Below are 20,502 nucleotides of genomic sequence, written 5' to 3' on the forward strand. Positions count from 1 at the left end.
GGGACAACTCGCATTTACGCCGATGCATCCGCTGCGCAACGTGGGGCACCCACATCTGCGGGACGTGGGAAATGCTGTTTGCGATGGCTGAGCAGGTCGCTGTAAGTTGCAGCACACGCGCGGAAAGGTGCCATGGGATTAGCTTATAAGGATATTAGAGGTCTGCTGGAGTGGCGTAGCGGTCAATCTGGCGGAGAAGCCGCAACACTTGGCCGTTTGACGCTCACACTTCATCCGAAAGAAATCTCAGAACTCCGGCGCGTATTTGCCAATGATCCGGATGCGCTGGATTGGCTTGATAAGTATAGATATGCGGATTTCGCTGACGAAATGCTTAAGCAGGCTCTCAAGTTCAACAGAGTAACGAGCATAGACTTTTCCGATTATGAAGGCGCGACCGTCGTTCAAAACATCGGAGAGCCGTTGCAGCCAGACCTTATTGGGAAATTTGATTTGGCCATCGATGGTGGAACGCTTGAGCATGTTTTTAACTTTCCCGTCGCGATCGGAAACCTTATGCGACTGGTCAAGAGGGGCGGCGCCGTCTATACGATCAACCCTTGTAACAGCCTGGCCGGACACGGATTCTATCAATTTAGCCCAGAGCTAATGTATAGGGTTTTTTCGCCGCAAAACGGCTTCGAAATTCAGTTCGTCCGCATCGCTATCGGACACAATCTCTCTATAGAGAAAACGCCCAACCACGAGGTTTACGACGTGGTTGACCCCGCTAAGTACGGCAACCGCGTCTATCTCGCGTCGCGGCGCCCGGCGATGTTGCTGGTCCTCGCCGTTAAGCGTTCAGAGGTTGAGCCGTTTACCGAACCAGTTCTCCAAAGCGATTATCTTCGTAAGTGGGACACCGCGGAGCCGTCTGCCCTGAACTGGAAAGGTAAGCTGGTCGAATCGGTTGGGCGATCCTTCCCTTTCATAACAAGAATGCTATCAGGGTATGTGGAACGCAGAGAAGCATCGGTTCGCAACGTCAATGCCTACACTCGCCGACCCCGTTGAACTTTGTTCGCTGTGGATAAGTGAAGGGTGCGGGACGATTTACGTGAAAGCTGAAAGTTTAAATGAGCAGCCAAAAACAAAATATCATTCCGTCCGAAACGCGGCGAGAAGAGGTTGCGTGTCCAGTATGCGCCGCAAACCAGCCCAAAGCCCTGTTCTGGACGCGAGATTACGTATTTCAATGTTCCGATGAGAATTTTTTGGTCAATCGGTGCACATGCTGCGGTTGTGGCTATTTAAGCCCAAGGCCTGCCCGGGAAGTAATGAGTACCTACTACCCTGCTGAATACTATTGGGCTTGGGAGGGGAAAGCTGAACAAACCGACTGGGAAGCTATCATAAACAAACGGCGCAAGCAGATAGCGCAGAAAGCTAAATGGCTGGATGATCTTGCTCCCGGCCGATTGCTGGATATTGGTGCTCAAAAGGGAGAGTTCCTTTGGCACATGCAGATGAAAGGTTGGCTGGTCGAAGGGGTTGAATTGGACAATCAAGTGCCAAATCCCGCAAACATGCCAATACGCTACGGCGATTTTCTTGAAATGGAACTTGGGGAAGCTCAATATGACGTCGTTACGTTTTGGGCCGTACTGGAACACGTCTACGAGCCTGCCGTATTCGTCAGGAAGGCGGCAAAACTCCTCAAACCCGGCGGAAGGCTTGTCGTGCTTGTGACAAACCTAAACTCTATACAGTCGCGATTTTATCAGGCGGACGATTACCCACGCCACCTCACAATATTTACCAAGGAATCTGCATCTCGATTGTGTGACGACGCTGGGCTGCAGCTAACCAAGACGGCCACAGGCCAAGAAATATTCGGCGCAAGCCTGAACGGAGGGCTGCTGTTTATAATGAAGCGCCTGTTCGGCTATGGCACGGTAGAGGCGCTTGCAGAATGGAGACAATTTCGAGATCCCGATCTATTCTGGTGTCGCTGGCGTGGTCGGGAGTCACTGGTTGTTAAATCAGCCAGCAGGCTTGATAGACTATTGAGTCTCCCGATAGAAATTATCCTTGATAAGCTTGGGTATGGCCAAACCCTTACCTTTTCTGCGCGCAAGAAGAACTGACGATGTATCTCCCGGGATTCTTTTTGACCTGAAACTCCAAGCTCAGGACTCATTGATCAGAGGATGACGGTGGCAGCGATACAGATGGCGGACATGAAGGTGTGCACACATCGATCGTAACGGGTGTGGATTCGCCGCCAATCCCTGAGCCTCCCGAACATGTTCTCAATTCTATGGCGTTGGCGATGGAGCGCGCGGTCATGCTCGATCGGCCGTTTGCGGTTTGACCTCGACGGGATGCACGCCGTGATGCCGCGCGCGGCGAGAGCGCGGCGGAACCAGTCGGCGTCATAGCTCTTGTCGGCGAGCAACTGCCTGGTGGGCGGCAGCGCATCATGAGGGCCGCGCCCTTGTAATACCAACGGCCCTAAGGATTGACTGTTGCCCAAGTGCGGCTTGTGATTGAGGCGATGCGATCTGGATCGTTTGCGAAGAAGTTCCAGGCTTCGCAGGTTGTGGCGACGATATCGTCGTAGTCGTCGAAGACGGTGATGGCGAGCTTGTTGGCGCGCAGGTACTCCCAGACATTTTCAATCGGATTGAGCTCGGGCGCATAGGGCGGCAGCTGCAACACAGTGACGTTGTCCGGAGTTCGGAGGGTGCCGGCACCGTGATCGCCGGCGCCGTCGAGGACAAGAACGGCATGTGCGCCGGGTGCAACCTTACGGCTGATTGCCGCCAGATGCAGCGACATCGCCTCCGCATTTGCCGTCGGCATGACAAGACCCGCGGCGACGCCACGTTGCGGACAGGCGGCACCGAAGAGATAAGCCCAATCGTAACGTCGATCGCGGGGCGCGCGAGGCCGTGAGCCACGCATGGCCCACACTCGTGTCAGCGTGCCCTGCTGGCCGATCCGCGCCTCGTCCTGGAACCAGATTTCGATCGGCTTGCCTTGGGCGCGAGCGGGGTGATGATCGCAGCAAAGTTTTTTTGAACGCTTCCTGAGCCGCTTCATCGGCTTGCGGATGGCGGGGCCGCACCGAGAGCCGGCGGTAGCCGAGCTTGGCCAGAACCTTGCCGACCGAACGTTCGTGCAGTTATAGATCGTCTGGTGCGGACACAGCGCAAGGCGGTCACCCATCAGATTCCGCGACGCCGATGTTGTGGAAAGGCTGGAAACAAGCCGCCGATAACACTGCAAGATCACGTTGGCGCAACCAACCCGAGGTTGCGCTCCGTCGCAAATTGATCATGAACGAAGTCCATCGCCCACGTTTCGTTGACTTGGCGCGCGTCGGTTCGCCCCTCGAAATGTCTGCCAGTTGTTTCTGGCCTTAATGCGTCTTAAGATGAAAAAGGCAGGAAATGCAATGAACAGAACAGGAAGGCGTATCGTAATCGTAATTTCATCGCTTGGTGGTGGCGGCGCTGAAAGGGTTGTTTCGGATCTTTGCCAATACCTAGCTGACGATAATCGTTCCGTTACGCTCCTGACCCTTAGCGGCAAGGATCCAGATGCCTATAAGCTGCATCCTGGCGTGGTCCGCGAGCGGATGGAAATAAGACGGGACGCTTACTCAAGCTTTCAGTCGATCAAGTTCACCTGTCACCAGATCATCTCGATTCGTCGGAAAATCCTGTCGTTAAATCCAGACGTTGTTCTAAGCTTTATCGATCAAGCGAACATCAGAACAATAATGTCCATGATTGGTTCTGGCATTCCGGTGGTGATTTCTGAAAGAATTCATCCAGGCCTACATCGCATCCCCAAGGGCTGGGATGTTCTTCGCAAGTGTTTTTATAGGTTCGCGTCGGCCACTGTTGTTCAGACTGAAGAAATTGCGGAGTGGTTTAGGCACTCGATTCGGACGCGGAAGTTAGTTGTTATTCCGAACGCTGTACGCTGTGATGACTTCCCTGTGGTCGCTCAAAGTTCTGGCCGTACAATCCTTTCTGTTGGAAGGCTTACACATCAAAAGGGATTTGATATTTTATTGCGCGCGTTCGCGAAAAGCGGCGCGAGAGAGTCTGGTTGGCGTGTTGTCCTGTTGGGGGAAGGGCCGGATCGGCAAGCGCTAACACAACTAGCTGCGGATCTCGACATTTCGAGTTCTGTCGAAATGCCCGGCTATGTCTCGGATGTTCCCCGATGGATGGCGGAAGCTGGTATTTTTGCTTTTCCGTCTCGGTTTGAGGGATTTCCAAACGCGTTACTGGAAGCGATGCAAAGCGGTCTGGCGTGCGTAAGCGCGGATTGTCCAAGCGGGCCAAGGGTTCTTATTGATGATGGATGCAACGGTCTTCTCGTTCCGGTCAACGATGTGGACGCTCTTGCGCGATCAATACAGTCACTATCAAAAAACGAATTGATGAGGATTCGTCTCGGCAGAGAAGCCGCAAAGGTGAGAGACCGATTTTCTCCAGCCCATATTTATAAGCTTTGGGCGGCAACGCTTGATTCCGCGATGCATCCAATGTCGCTCGCCAAGGACAACATTACTAGGGGTGTGTGAACGCACAAAAGGGAATGTTCTCAAAATTCATCGAGGCCTCCGCGTCATGCTGAATAACTTCAGTCGATGGAGGTGCGTCACCAGCATATTGTCGGCTGCGAGGGAGCGGGACCGCCTCCCCATCAACGGCCAACAACGCGACGGTACCTCAACGAGCTGACGTGCTCCCCGAAACTAGGTCAGCCAGCGCTGGATATCGGCGCCTTGTTGCCGATCGTGCTATGCGGCTAAACATCGTTATAGTCTCTACGCCAATCCTCCAGCTTCACCCGCGCGTCGTCAGGGCTCATGAACCAGTGCGTGTTCAAACATTCAGCACAGAGCCGGCTCGGGAAACCTGGACAGGTCTGATAAGTGGAGTTTCTGCCTGAAGGCGGCATGATGGCCGCGACAGGAGAACCCCTGGCGAAGCGACCGCGACGGAACCACACGCCGGTCTTCAAGACGAAGGTGGCCCTTTCAGCCGTCAGGGACGAAAAGACGATCGTCGAGCTGGCACAGCAGTTCGACGTGCACCCGAACCAGATCACGCAATGGCGCAATCAGCTTCTCGACGGTGCTGCGAGCGTCTTCGACGGTGAGGCGAAAGCCGCAACGCCTACCGCGCCGGTCGACGTGAAGACGCTGCATGCGAAGATTGGGGAGCTGACGCTGGAGAATGATTTTTTGTCCGGCGCGCTCGGGAAGGCCGGCCTTCTGAGTTCATGATAATCGTCCCATCGCTGATTCAAGCTAAAGCACGATCGTGTCTTTCCGCGAAGAAGGGCTGGACGATGCGCTATCTGCGTTTGGTTACAGGAACAGCTTAGAAACATCCGTTGATGGCTCTTTGTTTGCCTCACACTTGAGCAGCCTTCCTCCATAGACCGCCAGCTTGCTCAAATGTACAAGACGAGTAATATCCTTTAACACGACCGTCAGAGCCCATGAAATACCGCCCAGATATTGATGGACTGAGGTCTATTGCCGTTCTTTCTGTTCTTTTATTTCATCTCGGAACCACCTGGCTCCCCGGCGGCTTCATCGGCGTCGACGTGTTTTTCGTCATCTCCGGCTATTTGATCACAAAGAACTTGACAGAGCAGATCGAGCGCGGCGGCCTATCTCTGATTGATTTCTACGATCGGCGTATTCGTCGCATCGCGCCGGCTGCTCTCACTGTCCTGGTCGTAACGCTCCTCGCGGGTTATTTCCTGCTGATGCCGGGAGACTACGCGTCGCTGGGAAAGAGCGCCGTCTATTCAGCTTTCGGCGCCGGGAACTTGTTCTTCTTTTGGCATACTGATTATTTCGATCGGGAAGCGTCGCTACAGCCGCTCCTCCATATGTGGTCGCTTGGCGTCGAGGAGCAATTCTACGTCGCTTGGCCGGCAGTGCTGGCGCTCATTCTGCGGATCGCGAAGCGCCGCCGCGGCCTTACGATCAGTATGATTGCAGTAATAAGTGCCATCAGTTTTTCTGTCTGCCTCCACGAGTTGAAGATCGATCCTAAGGCTGCATTTTACTTACCCTACAATCGGGCATGGGAGCTTGGCGTAGGCGCTCTCATTGTGTTTGTTCCGACGCTGCGATCCCGCGTCATGGCCGAAGTAGCGGGTCTGGCAGGCGTTCTTCTGATCGCATTTGGACTATTCACTCTTCGCCATAGCGATCCGTTTCCTGGGGTGAATGCGGTAGCACCGGTGCTTGGATCAGCATTGTTGGTTTGGCCAAGGTCCAAGAACTGGTCAGGACAAATTCTAGCGACTGCGCCCATGCGATGGCTGGGCCTGATCTCATACAGCCTGTACCTTTGGCACTGGCCTGTCATCGTACTGTTCGCGCATTGGGGGAATTCGGCCGCGCCGACGGCGGTCGAAGCGGCATCTTTGACCGTGCTATCGGTTGGCCTAGCCTGGGTGTCCTGGCGTTTCATTGAACAACCATTCCGCCGAAGCGGGAGTCCGATCATCTCAATACCAGTCGGGATAACAGCCGCTGGTACTACCGCCGCCCTCGCATTCATCGTCATCGCCTATCAGGGATTTGGACGTAGAATTGGCTCCGACATGACAGCGCTGAGCAGCCTCGACGTGATGTGGCAATGGCACTGTCCACGCGTAAAGCAAATACAGGGACTTGACCGGCCCTATTGTGAGTTCGGCGCACCATGGGGCAAATCAACGGTGAAGGCGATCGTATGGGGTGACAGTCATGCCGAACACATGGCGCCGATCATCGAAAGCGCGGCCGAATTTCAGAACGCATCTTTTCTGCTGTATCTGGAATGCCCGGCAGCTCTTGGCGGACACGCGCAACGCATATGGACCGAGGTTCCAGGGTACGTCCAGCGTTGCACGGATATGCGGCAACGCGCGATCAAGACATTAACCGCGGATCAGTCGATCAACCTAGTTATTCTTGCGGCGTCATGGTCAGCGCTAGGTAATGTCGTTTCTCAGGACGGAACTCTCAAAGGACATCCCGGCCCTTATGACATCATCGGAGAGGGAGTGCGGAGCCTGATCGAAGCAACAGCCGCGCCAGGCCGGCGCTTCATTCTCATAGCAGACGTGCCACAGTTGCATTCAGACCCTGTTCCTTGCGCGACGTCGAATTACAATCATCTACTTCGACGCCACTGCCGACGATCCGATGAAACGGTCTCTACGTCTGATTTCAGATCGTTCCAAGGCAGAATTTATGACATATTCCAGAATATAGCGGCGAGGCGCAACGATACCGATGCGGTTCTTCCAGGCGACGCTCTATGCACCGGTAAATGGTGCGACACCGAACTCAACGGCGAATTCCTCTACCGCGACGCCAGCCACATCCGGCGCAATCTGTTGCCGGCAACGCGACGGCTTTACGCCAAGAAGATTGGCCTAGAGAAGGCCATCACCTCGTCAATTCAAACCCTACAAGCCTCTGCTACCGATTACATCGACCACGCTGGTCAGCCGCGCTCTGCTCATGATACCAAGCTGAATAGATGAGTTTCGATAAGCGCCAGCGAAGCAACGACCTTGAGTATAGATAAATCAATGCATTGGCAATGCCGATCAACATCCAGAGCCAGCGCCAATAACATTGATTGCCATCGGGCGCGCTCTCACGATTACCTTGTGGCGCACGCACTCAACTGTCTGCACAATTCTGCAGCTCCTCATAGACGTTCAGCGTGGCGGAGATCACTTTCTCATCGCAAAACTCATCGAGAACGCGTTGCCGCCCGTTCGCCCCCATCGCCAGCCGCAGCGCGGGCTTCTCAATCAGGCGAGAGATGGCCGCCGCCAACTCCGCTCCGTTCCGGGCAGGCACCAAAATGCCGGTGTCGCCGTTCCGCACGACGTCCCTGCAACCAGGAACGTCAGTTGACACGCACGGAATGCCTGAGGCCATCGCCTCAAGAATAGCTTTTGGCAACCCCTCACGGTAAGACGGGAGGCAAAAGATATCGGCATGCGCGAGAGTGGCAGCCATATCTTGCCGATGCCCCCACCATTCTATAACGCCTTCACTGATCCAGGCGTCGACCTCGTCCACTGACACCCCTGCCGGATTATCCGTGTCGATCATTCCCACCAGCACAAACCTCGCCCCGGTGTCTCGCAGCATGCGAGCAGCTTCCACATATTCTCCGACGCCTTTGTCCCACAAAAGACGGGTGGCCATCATGACAACGAGGCGGTCATTCTCACGGAAAGAGGGACTAAACTTCGTTGTGTCAACGCCTGCCCCGGCTATCAGCCGTTGACGGTTGGGGCACAATCCAAACGACGAAAGCTGCCTGGCGTCATCCGGATTTTGTACAATCACCAGTCCGCGCGACAGCACGTGGGGGAGCACCCTGCTGACTACCTTGCGAACCCACGGCCTGCGCCCCTCCTCCGTGAACAGGAAGCCCATTCCCGTGATCGCGGAGACCACGCGCCTTATGCCGCATAGGTGCGCCGCCAGGCCGCCTACCACGACAGCACGTAGTGCGACATGATGCAGGATATCCGGCTTTTCCTTGCGGTAAATACGGGTAAGCGAAACTGCTTCGCCCAATATCCCGAGTGGGTTCATGCCCCGCCGATTGGTTTTGAAGGGCACAACGTGAATGCCATACTGCTCGATTTCAGAACGATGACTCGACACGCGTGTGACAAGCACCACTTCGTATCCCCTTCGCACAGCCTCAACAGCCAAAGCGAGGCGATGCGACACGAAGTACCAATCTTCGGTGACTAAAAACAGCAGTTTAGCCAAGCTGAGAGTCCCGCCACGCCTGGAACATGAGGACATCCCAAAGGTGATATGCCCAATTGCGCTGGCCACTCACGTGCTCACGCCACTTCTGCTGGACGCTAGACGCATTGAAGTATCCTTCGCGCTGGAGGCGCTCTTCGCTCAGAAGGTCTTCGGCCCATTTCTTGAGCGGGCCGCGTAACCATTTGTCGAGTGGAACGCCAAATCCCATCTTAGGACGCTCGATGAGAGATCTCGGCACGTACTTATACAATACTTTTTTCAGAACCCATTTGCCTTCGCCATCGCGCAATTTCATCTCTTGTGGCAACCGCCAGGCGAACTCGATTAATCTATGGTCCAGAAAGGGAACTCGTGTTTCAAGACTGACGCTCATCGCCGCCCGGTCGACCTTGGTTAGGATGTCATCAGGCAGGTAGCTCACCATATCGAGCGCCATCATTCGCTCGACCGCCGTCAAGCCAGCCAAGCTCGGGGCCATGCCGGTCAGTTGTGTGGCCGGCTCTATTGCGCCTAACACCAGGGACTGAGGGTCACTCCAATGCGAGACCAGCCCCATGTACAGGGCATCAACTGAGGAACACGCCAGGACGCCGGCGGCCTTGTGAATTTTGTCCCCAAAGCGCCCGGCCGCGCGATTCTTGAGCCCAGGCAGGAAACGCGCAACTTGATCCCAGTGTTCGGGCCGGATCATCCGTATCCCAGCCGCCCCAATGCCCCGAATTGGCCCGGGCAGCAAAGAGAGCCTCTTCCAGGCCGAAGAGGCCGCCAGGTATCGCGTGTAGCCGCAAAAGATCTCGTCACCACCATCACCGGACAGGGACACCGCGACGTGCTGACGGGCCAGCCTTGACACCAAAAAGGTTGGTATTTGCGACGAATCCGAGAATGGTTCGTCGTAGATGGTCGGCAGTTGGGGAATAACCGCCATCGCTTCTTCCGGCCTGACATATAGTTCCGTGTGATCTGTACCCAGGTGAGAGGCTACCTCGCGGGCATGAACCGCTTCGTCATAGCCGCGCTCGTCAAATCCAATCGTGAACGTTTTGACGGGCCGCGACGCCTGAGCTTGCATCAGGGCGACCACCGTTGAGGAATCAACGCCACCGGACAAGAACGCGCCGAGCGGAACGTCGGCAATCATCTGTCCCCTAACAACCTGTCTCAGCAGTCCTTCGAGTTCATCGGCGATCTGGTCCGGAGTACCCTGATGTAAATCGCCGCGCGCAGTTTCGGCCACATGCGCCAGCGACCAATACTGACGAGGCTGGGGGCGATTAGCGTATTCACCCAGGCTGACTGTCAGCAGGCATCCGGGCGGCAACTTGAGAATATCCAGATAGATCGAATAGGGCGCCGGTATATAGTTGTGGCGCATCAGCAGACTAATTGCGTCCCTATTTATTGCACCATCGAACTGAGGATGCTGTTTCAGAGCTTTCAGTTCGGACCCGAAAATAAAACTGGTCCGCGGCCCATTGCCTTGCCAGCCGTAGTATAGCGGTTTCTCGCCCAGCCGATCGCGCGCCAGAGTCAGGGTGCGATCCTGACGATCCCATAGGGCAAAGGCAAACATCCCCACGCAGCGTTCAAGGGTTGCCTCGATTCCCCAGGCATCGAATCCGGCAAGTATTGTCTCCGTGTCTGAATGGCCCCGCCAGTTGGGAGCCCGTCCACAACCATCCAGCGCTTCCCTCATCGACTTGTGATTGTAGACTTCGCCATTGTAAACGATGACATAGCGTCCCGACGCAGAGCGCATCGGCTGATGGCCTGCTGGCGAAAGATCGATGATTGAAAGACGCCGGTGAACCAGTCCGACAGCCGCTGAATCATCGATCCAAAAACCAAAATCATCGGGCCCCCGAGACCTGATGACGGCAGCCATTTGCGTGAGACCTGCCTCGGCCTGCCCGGCACTCGGCCATACACTACGTCCCAGGTAGCCTGCGATTCCACACATTCAGGATCTTCTTGTCAGTCGGGGGTTCGATTTATCGGCGCAGCCTCCGGAAGCGGCCGGGTCTTTCCAAAACCCAAGACGCTGAACCAGATCGACCCACCCTATCGCGGCGAGGGCAAAGAAAACCGGCAGCATGAATACGCGTTGGCGCGTGCTCCACTCTCCATAGAAGATAACGTAGGCTCCCAAGCAAGCCCCAAGCACCAACCCGACAAAAGCCGCAGGAAAGCTCGGATTCCGCAGCGCCTGCACGATCGCCCAAAAAATCCCGGGCAAGCAGATAATCCAGAGCACGATACCAAGATAGTACAGTTCGATGCCGTTTCGAAAATTCAGCCCCTCAGTGATGATCACCCATGGGTAGGGGGCGAATAGCGTACGGCTGGCAGCCGTTGCCGAGGCCTTTAGCGGAGATTCGGACAGGCGGGTGTACCAATCGACCACCGTGTCATCAATGGCCGACGATGCCATGTCGGCTCTCCGGGACACCGACAGCGTCTCAACTTGGCCGAAGAGGATTGCTTTGAGCGCAACGACCGGGCGCTCGAGGACTGAACCAACACCTTCGACAGGCAGACTGTTAAGTGTACTGAAAAGAGATAGGCCGTACAGACATGCGACCAAAAGACTCCCCGATGTGAGAATACGGCGCCTTACCAACAACGCCGGTAGCAGTACAAGAATGGCCAAAAGCACTGCCATTAGGCCCAGGAAGCGGACAGATCCCAGGATTCCAAGCGCGCTCCCGAGGAGAAGCACCAACATAAACCGCGGTTTTCGCAGGATGACCAATGCCGCCCAAATAGCGATAAGTACGCACCAACAGGCAAGCGTGTCCTTCAGCAGCCACGCACCATTCACGGCCGCCGACGGGTCAATCAGAGCAACGGTGCCACCCAGAGCTGCGATCCTCGTTGTCGAGCCCAGTTCGCGGGCAATTCCAAAGGACACAGCGGGAAAGAGGGCCGCCAGGGCAGCATTCGAATACGTCGCCCAAACCGGCCAATGGGGTGTGATATGCGCCCAAACTGCAAGATAAGCGGCATACAGCCATTCATGTGTTCCGAAGACCGAGGAATAGGGTAAGTACGCGTCTAGTGACCAATGATCCTGACCAAAGATTTTCGTCAGCCCATCGAGCCTATAGAGCTGAGAATTGACAGCTTCGCCATGCCAGTGGGCAGTTAAAGCTTCCGCATTGAGCTGATACTTGACCGCGTCCAGCGGTGTATCAAGCCATTGCGGGGTTTGCCGAATGAGCCAAATCTTGAGACAGGCCATGAAAAGGCCCGCCAATACGAACTGGGCTGAGACCTTGCGATCGCCAGGTTCGGCCAAGACAGTCGCGCACAGGGCCGATAGCACAAAGCAGAGCGTAAAGACCCCTATCGCTCCAAACGCGCTATCCACTCAAAGCACCATAATCAGTTAGGGTGTTGTCCCGCGCCAACCTCACGATACAGCGCCTCATATGCGTCGATGCAGGCGCTCATCGAGAATCGTTCGCGTGTGCGTTGCCGGCCCGCCTCGCCCATTGCCGTCCGGCTGGAATTATCCGCCATTTTGAGCAGCGCCTCGCCCAGCGCGGCCGAGTCATGCGGTGGAACAACATAACCCGTTTGTCCATCAACAACAGCCTCCGCGTTTCCACCTACGTCGGTCACCACCATTGGCAGACCCGCGGCCATACCTTCCAGGATGGCATTAGAGAAGCCTTCCTCGTGTGAGCAAAGAACCCCAATGTCAGCCATCCGGAGGAAGTCCGGAACATCCGAGCGCGCGCCCATAAGCCGGATATTCTCACGTAGCCCCTCCGCGTCGATTTGCGACTGCAACTGAGCGGCAATTCCGTCATCACGTCCAAGACAAAACAAAAACCAAGGATGCCTCAGCCTTGATTTGATCTGAGAAAATGCAACAATCAAATCGGCGTGTCCTTTATATGGAATAAGGTTGGCCACAATGACGAACACGGTGGCGTTGACTGCAATACCCAATGCGCTGCGTGCGCTATCTCTGTCAAACGACTGCTCGTAGATTTCCGTATCAATGCCGTTATAGATCAGCCGCAGCTTTGCAGGATCGATTCCTTCATCGCGCAGCTCGGCGACGATGGCCTGCGAGTTGCCGCAGACCAGCGCCATCCACGGATGAAGGTAACGCTCAATACGCGCAAAAACCGGATGATCAAGTTGATAGGCATTCAAGCTGCGCCGACTCATGATACGCGCGGGTACAAAGGACAGCATTGATGCGAGACCTCCGACAATATAAGCGGCCGGCAGAAAGAAGTGTATGGCATGAGGTCTTCGCCGCCAAAGCATGAAAACTAGAACGAAAGCGGTGGCCAAAAGCCCAATACGGATCCTCAGTCGATCATTCCGGATCGCCGCCGCGACCCATTTGGGCAGCTCCACCCCATGTACGGGAACCTTTGCTTCTTTGAGGTTCGAGATCAAAGGCCCACTAGGCGATAGCGCAACGACCTCCGGCTCCCACCCGCGGTGCTTTAAGCGAACCGCGACCTGCGCAAGGTGTCGTTCAGCACCGCCCACATTCAGTGAGCCGATGACATAAAAAATACGAGGTTTCACCGTGCCCCCGCCACAACGGCAATGCCGTATGCGCGAGTCCTACCAAATTTCGAAACGACGTTTTCACCGCCGGCTATGGATAAACGGAATCTCAGTTCTCCCACGCTAGGCGAGGACTTAAGTAGCCGCAACTGTAGCCGGTGCATCGATTGACTAAGACTCTCGTCGGAGCAATGGAAAACATAATCTTTGGTCCAAAAGAGAGCCTTCGGTCGGTCAGCCGCGCGCACCGGACAAACGACCTCTTCTCGACGAGATTCGATGCTATTAGGGTTCTCTTTTCGGTTATCCATCTAGACGCTCAACCTTCTGCAAAAACGGGCTCCCTTTAAGAAAGGGAATTCCAAATATAACTACAGCCGCCGCGGCAGAGGACATAGCGGCCGCTACTGAATACTCCCCCAATTCCTCCCTCAGCAACATGTAGGTCAAGGCTAGGGTTACGACACTCACACCTGCCATGATCGAGAGTTGCTTCGGGCGCTGTTGCGACTGCCACAATTTCGCAAAAACATTTCCAAGAATCAGGAATGCCAATCCCGTTGTCATCCACCACCAGTGATTGGCTACGCGCGAAGCTGCCTCGGCGTCGAAGCGTCCACTGAATATGAAGCCGAGCACCGGCGCGCCGAGGAGGCCCACCAGAACTATACCAAGAACGCCTAGTATAGCTGCGGCGGCAGCAGCTTTTCCCAAACTGGCGCGCACCGCCGCAATTTCGTTATTTGCTACCAAATCGGCAAAATGAGCCAAAATCACGGGCGAGCTAGCCATGATAAGCAGCTGCACCAATGCTGAATGCAAACGGTAAGCGTATCCGAACGCCGAGTTCGCTCCCTCTCCAAACGAGGCAACCCAGATGGGGGGCAGCGAGACGGTGAGATTGGAAAAAACGACGCCGGGCAGTATCCACGCCCCCAACAACAGCATTTCTCGCGTCAACGAACGCATTCGTTTAACGGCGAGAAACGGGCCGCTCAAGTGCAATCCGGCAGACCTGAGCCCCCATAAGCAAATGCCAACCTGGACAGCGAGACCGAGGACTGTTCCCAAAACCAAGTTCGTAAGTCCGCCCTGAGGCCAGGACGCAAGCAGTAATCCACCAACGATCCCATTTGCGATCGGCGCGGCCGCCGCAATGGCAAACCGGTTCCGCATGGCGAGCAGGTACCCGATGCAATCGCCCGCCATGTTTAGCGCCACAAGAATGGTAAGGTAGGGAAATGCCGTTCCCATCGCGACGATAACAGTGGCGGGCGCCCTGCCCGCCAGCACTGGAACGATAGCAGGACTCCCAAGCGACAACAAAATGGTGAAGACTACGCCCACTGAAGCAATGCCCCATAGGACAGCCCGCTCAAACGCGTCAACGTCCGCTGGATTGCCGGCGACCTTTAGCTTGGCACGGACAGGGAAGAGGCCCGTCTGCAAAAAACCAGCCACAATACCCGAGATTAATGTCGGCAGCACGAGGGCTAGATTGTACCCATCAAGTTCGCTTCCGACGCCGAAGATGCGCGCGGTAAACCACAACTTGAAGAAGGCAGAGATCTGAGAGGCTGCGGTCAGGACAGCGATGACTGCCAGTTGCTTCTTCATTAAAGCGGCGAAGAGTCCAGGACTTCAGCAGTCAGCTTGGACTGGTACCATCCCATGGTTGCTGCCAAACCTTCGCGAACGCGGTACTCCGGAACGTATCCCAATAGACGCTGGGCCTTGGAAATATCGGCTTGCGAATGGCGAACATCCCCCGGCCGGAATTCACGGAAGACAATATCGATTTTGGGTATTTGGCCATGCAACGACAACTCGGACTGAATTGCGTCCAGCAACTCAGTCAACGACGTGCGATTGCCGACCGCTACATTATAAACCTGATTAAGAGCATCATCTGAATCGGTCAGGGCCGCCAAAATATTCGCCTGAACAGCATTCGCGATAAAGCAAAAATCCCGACTCGTGTCACCATCGCCATTAATATATACGGGCTCTCCGTTTATCAAACTCGAAGTCCATTTTGGAATGACAGCGGCATAAGCTCCATTTGGATCTTGTCGTGGACCAAAGACATTGAAATATCTCAGTCCGATTGTCCGGAAACCATAGCTTCGCGCAAACACATTCGCATAAAGTTCGTTGACATACTTGGTGACAGCGTAGGGGCTAAGAGGGCGCCCAATCCTGTCCTCCACTTTCGGCAGGTCGGGATGATCGCCATATGTGCTACTACTTGCGGCATAGGTAAAACTGCGCACCTTCGCATCGCGAGCGGCCACAAGCATATTCAGGAAACCAGTTACATTTGCAGCGTTTGTCGATATTGGGTCGGCAATGCTCCTGGGAACGCTGCCAAGAGCTGCCTGGTGGAGCACGTGATCGACAATGCTTGCCTCGTCCCAGTGCATCGCGCTCGTACAATGTTCAAGCTCGCGCACATCTCCTTCGATGAAGTGAAATCGCGACCACTGATCAGAGGTTACGAGCGAGGAGACCTCATCGAGATTTCGTTGATGACCCGTGGCGAAGTTATCCAGACCTACGACTTTCTGGTCCAGCTTCAACAGCGACTCAAGCAGGTTGCTGCCTATAAACCCGGCAACGCCGGTGATCAGCCAAGTCCGGGGCTTTTGGCGAAGCAATTGTTTAACTTGGTCGTACCGGGTCATCTGTTTTCCATCACAACCGGCCGTCGGCAGTTCCAGCGGGCAGTGTTCCTTTGACATCGTAGACGATGGCCCCAGGCTCGCCCAGCGCCCTAATGCCATCGCTACCCATCGAGACGAATTCTTTGTGGCCAACCGCAATGATGATTGCCGAATAACGGCCGTTTTCCGGCAGCTCCGACAGACAATGCAGGCCGTACTCATGATGCGCCTCGGCCGCATCAACCCACGGATCGTATATATCAACGCCTACATTATAGGATTGCAGTTGGCTGACGATGTCGACGACCTTTGTGTTTCGTATGTCTGGGCAGTTTTCCTTGAAAGTCAAACCGAGCACCAGAATGTGGCCCCCGAGAACTTGTTTGCCCTTGCGCAGCATCAGCTTGACAGTTTCATCAGCAATGTAAGCGGCCATGTTGTCGTTGATACGCCGACCGGCTAGAATAACCTCCGGGTGATAACCGACTTCTTGAGCCTTATGGGTGAGATAGTAAGGATCCACACCAATACAGTGGCCACCCACCAGCCCCGGACGGAAAGGAAGAAAGTTCCATTTTGTCTCGGCGGCCTTCAAGACCTCCAAGGTGTCAATCCCGAGACGTTGAAAAATCAGGCTCAGCTCGTTCATAAGGGCAATGTTGAGATCGCGCTGCGTATTCTCGATCACTTTTGCGGCCTCCGCCACGCGAATGCTACTCGCACGATGTGTGCCGGCCGTTATAATCTGCGCATACAGCCCGTCGACGGCTTCGGCGACCTCGGGGGTGCTTCCGCTCGTCACTTTCTGAATCGAGGTCAATCGGTGGCTCTTGTCACCAGGATTGATTCGTTCGGGGCTATAGCCGCAGAAAAAACCCTCGTTGAAACGGAGTCCGGACGACGCCTCCAACACCGGGGCGCAAATCTCTTCGGTGCAACCAGGGTAAACCGTGGACTCGTAGACGACGATGGCGCCCGACTTCATCACGCTCCCGACCGTCCTGCTCGCTGCAAGCAAGGGTGATAGATCCGGCCGGTTCGCCCGATCGATCGGGGTGGGAACGGTCACGATGAAAATGCTGCAGTTCGCGAGATCCTCGAGATTGGTACTGAACTCAAGCCCAATGGCGGAACGGATCTCTTCGTCACTCACTTCCAGTGTGCTGTCCGAATTACGACGGAGTTCATCAATTCGCTTCTGGTTTACATCAAATCCCAGCACCGACCTCTGCTTGCCGAATTCCACGGCCAAGGGAAGGCCTACATAACCCAGACCCACGACGGCAATTTTCTTGTTGGCAGTGTCCATTCTCAAGCCCTTCACCACCTAGGCGGTTCTGCGAACGTTCATAACCGTCATCGAACGGGCTGCGCAACCTGGGTGCTGCTGCCCGACCGGCTAGTCTTAATCCATTTACGAGGTGACCACAGGCTAGACTCGCCTTCGGCTCTCCAACGACGGAGCCAGCATTGCCGGCCACGATGTTAAGCCCGCGACTATTGAGAGATATGTTTCCACTGCGACGCTTCTACCGAAATGCTACGGGTGTCATGCTATTCGGAGCTTGTCTCCCCCGCCTTTCCCGATAGCAGTTTGCACCAGAATGTAACACTCAAGTGCGATTGATTGTAGCTTAAGATAGTCCGCATCAGAGATGGCCAGCTTCTCCGGGGAGCTCATATCAATTCCACGGATTTGGGAAAGTCCAGTTATACCAGGCTTGGCGGCGTACACGCCCCTGCGCAAGCGCGCAGCGACCACTTCCGTCTGGGATGGCAACGAGGGACGAGGCCCTACCAAGCTCATGTCGTTCATCAATATATTCAGCACCTGAGGCAATTCGTCGATCTTGGTTCGTCGGAGGAACGCCCCCAATTTGGTGACCGACGAGGCAGAAACCTCATGAGTACCGGTATTCCGCGTCCCGACATACATGGTCCGAAACTTGAAGCAGGTGAACGTACGCTGGTGCCATCCAACACGCATTTGACGGAAAAACGCGGGTCCCCGGGATTCCAGCCTTATAGCGATCCCGATGATGATCAGCAGCCAACCGAACAGGACTACGACGCCCACAGCAAACGCCAGATCAACAATGCGCTTGCAGACTGCAAAAAAAAGATTCTCGGTCTGACCATCGGTCACAATCATGCGTGCGTCGCTGGGACCGGCCGGTTCGGAAATCTCAGCGATCGCTGCCGCGATCCTGTCAGCGCTCACAGTAGGCTTCATTGTTGAAAAAAGAGCCAGCGCGACGGTCCGGATACTCTTGGGAAGCCGGTTTAGCACACACAGCCTTCCGGAAAACTTCTCACCGGTAACTGCTGGAAGATAGACGGTGCAGACGTCTCCATCAGCCATCGCTTCCAGTCTTTTTGTGGCCTCTCGTTTGGTCTTTGCGTAGAATGACGACGCCGATGGGTCGAGCGCATGTATGGACGACACGTAGATAAACTTTCGAACGCCTGCTTCTCGGGCCCGCCTGTAAGTTTCGATTGCCAGATCAACATTCACCGACACGAAGTCGTCGTAACCTGCTTTTATATTGTTATTGAGGACAGCCAAATGGATAAGCATGTCATAGCCGATGGCTCTTGTTGCAATTTCGTCGTAACCGATAGCCTTACAACCCGAAAACGACTTACCTAATGCGACTGGATTTCGTCCCACGAGGAGCAGGTTCGCACCATCAGCGACTAGACGAGGGACCAACTCGCGACCGACGGAACCGCCCGCACCTGTGACGACAATTCGCAGTGGTTGCGACCGACTATGAGCGAGAGGCATAACGAGGCGCATCATCGTCTCCCCAATGATCGGACGTCGCTCTTCGTCACAATACCGAGTAGTATATGCCATGCGATTTGGTCATCAGATCCCACCAATGCCCCTTCAGCTAATTATTCCTGTTCTAGATCAAGCATGTTCTTGTTCGTCCGCCGTAAACGGTTCTCAAGCTCGTTGCACACTCTCCCGACCACCGTGTATTCAACGGAAAAGCGCTTATGAGCCTCTCAGTGAACGGCCATAACGGACCAAGGGATGACTACGCCTTCACTTGTACTTTGAAACATTCCAACTTTCCAGCCATGCGGTGATGTGGCAGTTCAGAAGTTCGCTGGAATCGCAAGTTTTGCCACTCCTTTCGAATCCGGAGTCCGTTGCGGCGGGCGCAGCCCAAACGTCCGACTCCACGCCCTGAACCAGATATTTCGAATGCAGTACGCGAGCTCAGACCAGAACACCGCGGCAGGAAACGAGATGTGGACGCGCCGGTTGTGGGGCGATTGGGCCAGCGTTTCGCGCAGATCGCGCCTGGCAGATCAGTTCGCGATTTTGATGGCGATATCGCTGCCCTGGTCGACCACCGTCCTGGGCATCTTTACTGTGCTCTGGCTGATCACCCTGGCGACGGTGATCGATATATTCCAGTTCCGGACGCAGCTCAGCCGCCCTGCCTGCTGGCTGCCCGTCGCCCTGTTTTGTCTTGCGGTCGCCGGAATGGCATGGGCCGATGCGCCCCTGGGAGCGCGGACTTATGCTGTAGGAACGATGGCCAAGCTCCTGGCCATTCCGCTGCTGATCTACCAGTTCGAGCGCTCGGAAAATGGAATCAGGATTCTTCTCGCTTTCCTTGCGTCGTGTACGGCGCTGCTTGCGCTGTCCTGGCTCAACTGGCTCGATCCGCGAACGGTGCTGCCGTCGGGTCGCCCGATCGGCGTTCCTGTCAAGAACTGGATCACGCAGGGCGTCGAATTCGTGTTGTGCATCTTCGGCGCCGCCGCGCTTGCGGTCGTCATGTGGCGGAAACAACGGCCCTATGCCGCGACGGGATTTGCTTTGCTTGGCGTCGCTTTCTTCCTCAACATGGCCTTTGTAGCGTCTTCCCGGACATCCCTTGTCTCGCTTCCGGTCCTTTTGCTGATTTCGACCTTGCGATACATCGGATGGCGCCGTGCGATCGCGCTCAATCTGATGATCGTCATTGCTGCGATGCTCACTTGGTTCCTTGCGCCCAACCTGCGAAAGCGCATCGACAGCATCCAGCAGGAATATTCGCTGCGAGATAGCCGGATCACCTCCGTTGGCCTTCGACTCGAATACTGGTCCCACGCACGCAAGTTCATCAGCAGCGCTCCGCTGATCGGTCACGGCACGGGCTCGATAAAAACTCTTTTCGAGCGCGAAGCCGTTGGCAAAACTGTGACCGATGAGCAGGTCGTCGCCAACCCGCACAACCAGACGCTCTATTTCGCGATCGAATGGGGCGCGATCGGAGTGATACTGCTTTATGCGATGTGGATAACGCATTTCCTGCTGTTCACGGAAATGCGCTGGATATCCTGGCTCGGCACCATCGTGGTGAGCCAGAATATCTTCGATTCGCTGTTCAATTCGCACCTCTCCGATTACGTCGAGGGCTGGATTTACGTGCTCGGCGTCGGCGTTGCAGCCGGCATGGTTTCGAGAACCCGCAAACCGCCGCCGACTGCCGCGCCTTCCGGTTGACAGGGTCCCGC

The 20,502-nt window shown here is 55.4% G+C and carries 13 protein-coding genes and 4 pseudogenes; 6 read left to right on the forward strand and 11 right to left on the reverse strand.

The features are described from left to right. Positions 1-132: 132 nt before the first annotated feature. Entirely contained in the window at positions 133-1,014 is an 882-nt protein-coding gene (locus BGO16_RS15085) for a hypothetical protein (protein WP_292619704.1), read from the forward strand. Between the two features lie 263 nt (positions 1,015-1,277). Beyond that, positions 1,278-2,087, forward strand: a complete 810-nt coding sequence (locus BGO16_RS15090; RefSeq protein ID WP_292619706.1) for a class I SAM-dependent methyltransferase — start codon at positions 1,278-1,280, stop codon at positions 2,085-2,087. 56 nt (positions 2,088-2,143) lie between these two features. Here BGO16_RS15090 and BGO16_RS15095 read toward each other — a convergent pair. Together BGO16_RS15095 and BGO16_RS15100 are read right to left on the reverse strand one after the other, a co-directional pair. After that, positions 2,144-2,416 (reverse strand): annotated as a pseudogene (locus tag BGO16_RS15095) (transposase); the annotation flags it as partial. A gap of 38 nt (positions 2,417-2,454) precedes the next feature. Then, positions 2,455-3,133: pseudogene (locus BGO16_RS15100) on the reverse strand (IS630 family transposase); the annotation flags it as partial. A 267-nt stretch (positions 3,134-3,400) separates the two neighbouring features. Here BGO16_RS15100 and BGO16_RS15105 point away from each other — a divergent pair. Continuing rightward, complete coding sequence (locus BGO16_RS15105; RefSeq protein ID WP_292619708.1) at positions 3,401-4,543, forward strand: glycosyltransferase family 4 protein; 1,143 nt, start codon at positions 3,401-3,403, stop codon at positions 4,541-4,543. 230 nt (positions 4,544-4,773) lie between these two features. Here BGO16_RS15105 and BGO16_RS18180 read toward each other — a convergent pair. After that, a pseudogene (locus BGO16_RS18180) lies at positions 4,774-4,923 on the reverse strand (integrase core domain-containing protein); the annotation flags it as partial. A gap of 22 nt (positions 4,924-4,945) precedes the next feature. Here BGO16_RS18180 and BGO16_RS15115 point away from each other — a divergent pair. Both BGO16_RS15115 and BGO16_RS15120 read left to right on the forward strand, forming a co-directional pair. After that, positions 4,946-5,244 (forward strand): annotated as a pseudogene (locus tag BGO16_RS15115) (transposase); the annotation flags it as partial. Positions 5,245-5,469: 225 nt separating this feature from the next. Further along, complete coding sequence (locus tag BGO16_RS15120; protein ID WP_292619710.1) at positions 5,470-7,521, forward strand: acyltransferase family protein; 2,052 nt, start codon at positions 5,470-5,472, stop codon at positions 7,519-7,521. 142 nt (positions 7,522-7,663) lie between these two features. Here the strand turns inward: BGO16_RS15120 and BGO16_RS15125 are convergent, their stop codons facing one another. The 8 genes from BGO16_RS15125 to BGO16_RS15160 form a co-directional block, all read right to left on the reverse strand. After that, complete coding sequence (locus BGO16_RS15125; RefSeq protein WP_292619712.1) at positions 7,664-8,779, reverse strand: glycosyltransferase family 4 protein; 1,116 nt, start codon at positions 8,777-8,779, stop codon at positions 7,664-7,666. Further along, positions 8,772-10,742 carry an asparagine synthase (glutamine-hydrolyzing) gene (gene asnB / locus BGO16_RS15130; protein WP_292619714.1) on the reverse strand — a complete coding sequence of 657 codons (1,971 nt, stop codon included), beginning with the start codon at positions 10,740-10,742 and terminating at the stop codon, positions 8,772-8,774. The genes BGO16_RS15125 and asnB overlap by 8 nt, the downstream gene beginning before the upstream one ends. Beyond that, positions 10,743-12,080: a hypothetical protein gene (locus BGO16_RS15135; RefSeq protein ID WP_292619716.1), complete on the reverse strand. Its 1,338-nt coding sequence runs from the start codon at positions 12,078-12,080 to the stop codon at positions 10,743-10,745. Positions 12,081-12,166: 86 nt separating this feature from the next. Then, positions 12,167-13,336 carry a glycosyltransferase gene (locus BGO16_RS15140; protein ID WP_292619718.1) on the reverse strand — a complete coding sequence of 390 codons (1,170 nt, stop codon included), beginning with the start codon at positions 13,334-13,336 and terminating at the stop codon, positions 12,167-12,169. A 285-nt stretch (positions 13,337-13,621) separates the two neighbouring features. Continuing rightward, a complete protein-coding gene (locus tag BGO16_RS15145) occupies positions 13,622-14,935 on the reverse strand; it encodes a lipid II flippase MurJ (RefSeq protein ID WP_292619720.1) in 1,314 nt (437 codons plus the stop codon). Further along, positions 14,935-16,002: an NAD-dependent epimerase/dehydratase family protein gene (locus tag BGO16_RS15150; protein WP_292619722.1), complete on the reverse strand. Its 1,068-nt coding sequence runs from the start codon at positions 16,000-16,002 to the stop codon at positions 14,935-14,937. The genes BGO16_RS15145 and BGO16_RS15150 overlap by 1 nt, the downstream gene beginning before the upstream one ends. Before the next feature lie 10 nt (positions 16,003-16,012). Beyond that, positions 16,013-17,290 (reverse strand): Vi polysaccharide biosynthesis UDP-N-acetylglucosamine C-6 dehydrogenase TviB, encoded by a 1,278-nt coding sequence (tviB, locus tag BGO16_RS15155; protein WP_292619724.1) that lies wholly within the window; start codon positions 17,288-17,290, stop codon positions 16,013-16,015. Positions 17,291-17,530: 240 nt separating this feature from the next. Next, the gene (locus tag BGO16_RS15160) at positions 17,531-18,781 is read right to left on the reverse strand and encodes a hybrid nucleoside-diphosphate sugar epimerase/sugar transferase (protein WP_292619726.1); all 1,251 of its coding nucleotides are present in this window, start codon (positions 18,779-18,781) and stop codon (positions 17,531-17,533) included. Positions 18,782-19,321: 540 nt separating this feature from the next. Between BGO16_RS15160 and BGO16_RS15165 the strand changes: the two genes are divergently transcribed. Next, positions 19,322-20,491 carry an O-antigen ligase family protein gene (locus BGO16_RS15165; RefSeq protein ID WP_292619728.1) on the forward strand — a complete coding sequence of 390 codons (1,170 nt, stop codon included), beginning with the start codon at positions 19,322-19,324 and terminating at the stop codon, positions 20,489-20,491. Positions 20,492-20,502 lie beyond the last annotated feature (11 nt).

Source organism: Nitrobacter sp. 62-23 (genome assembly GCF_001897285.1).
Lineage (GTDB): Bacteria > Pseudomonadota > Alphaproteobacteria > Rhizobiales > Xanthobacteraceae > Nitrobacter.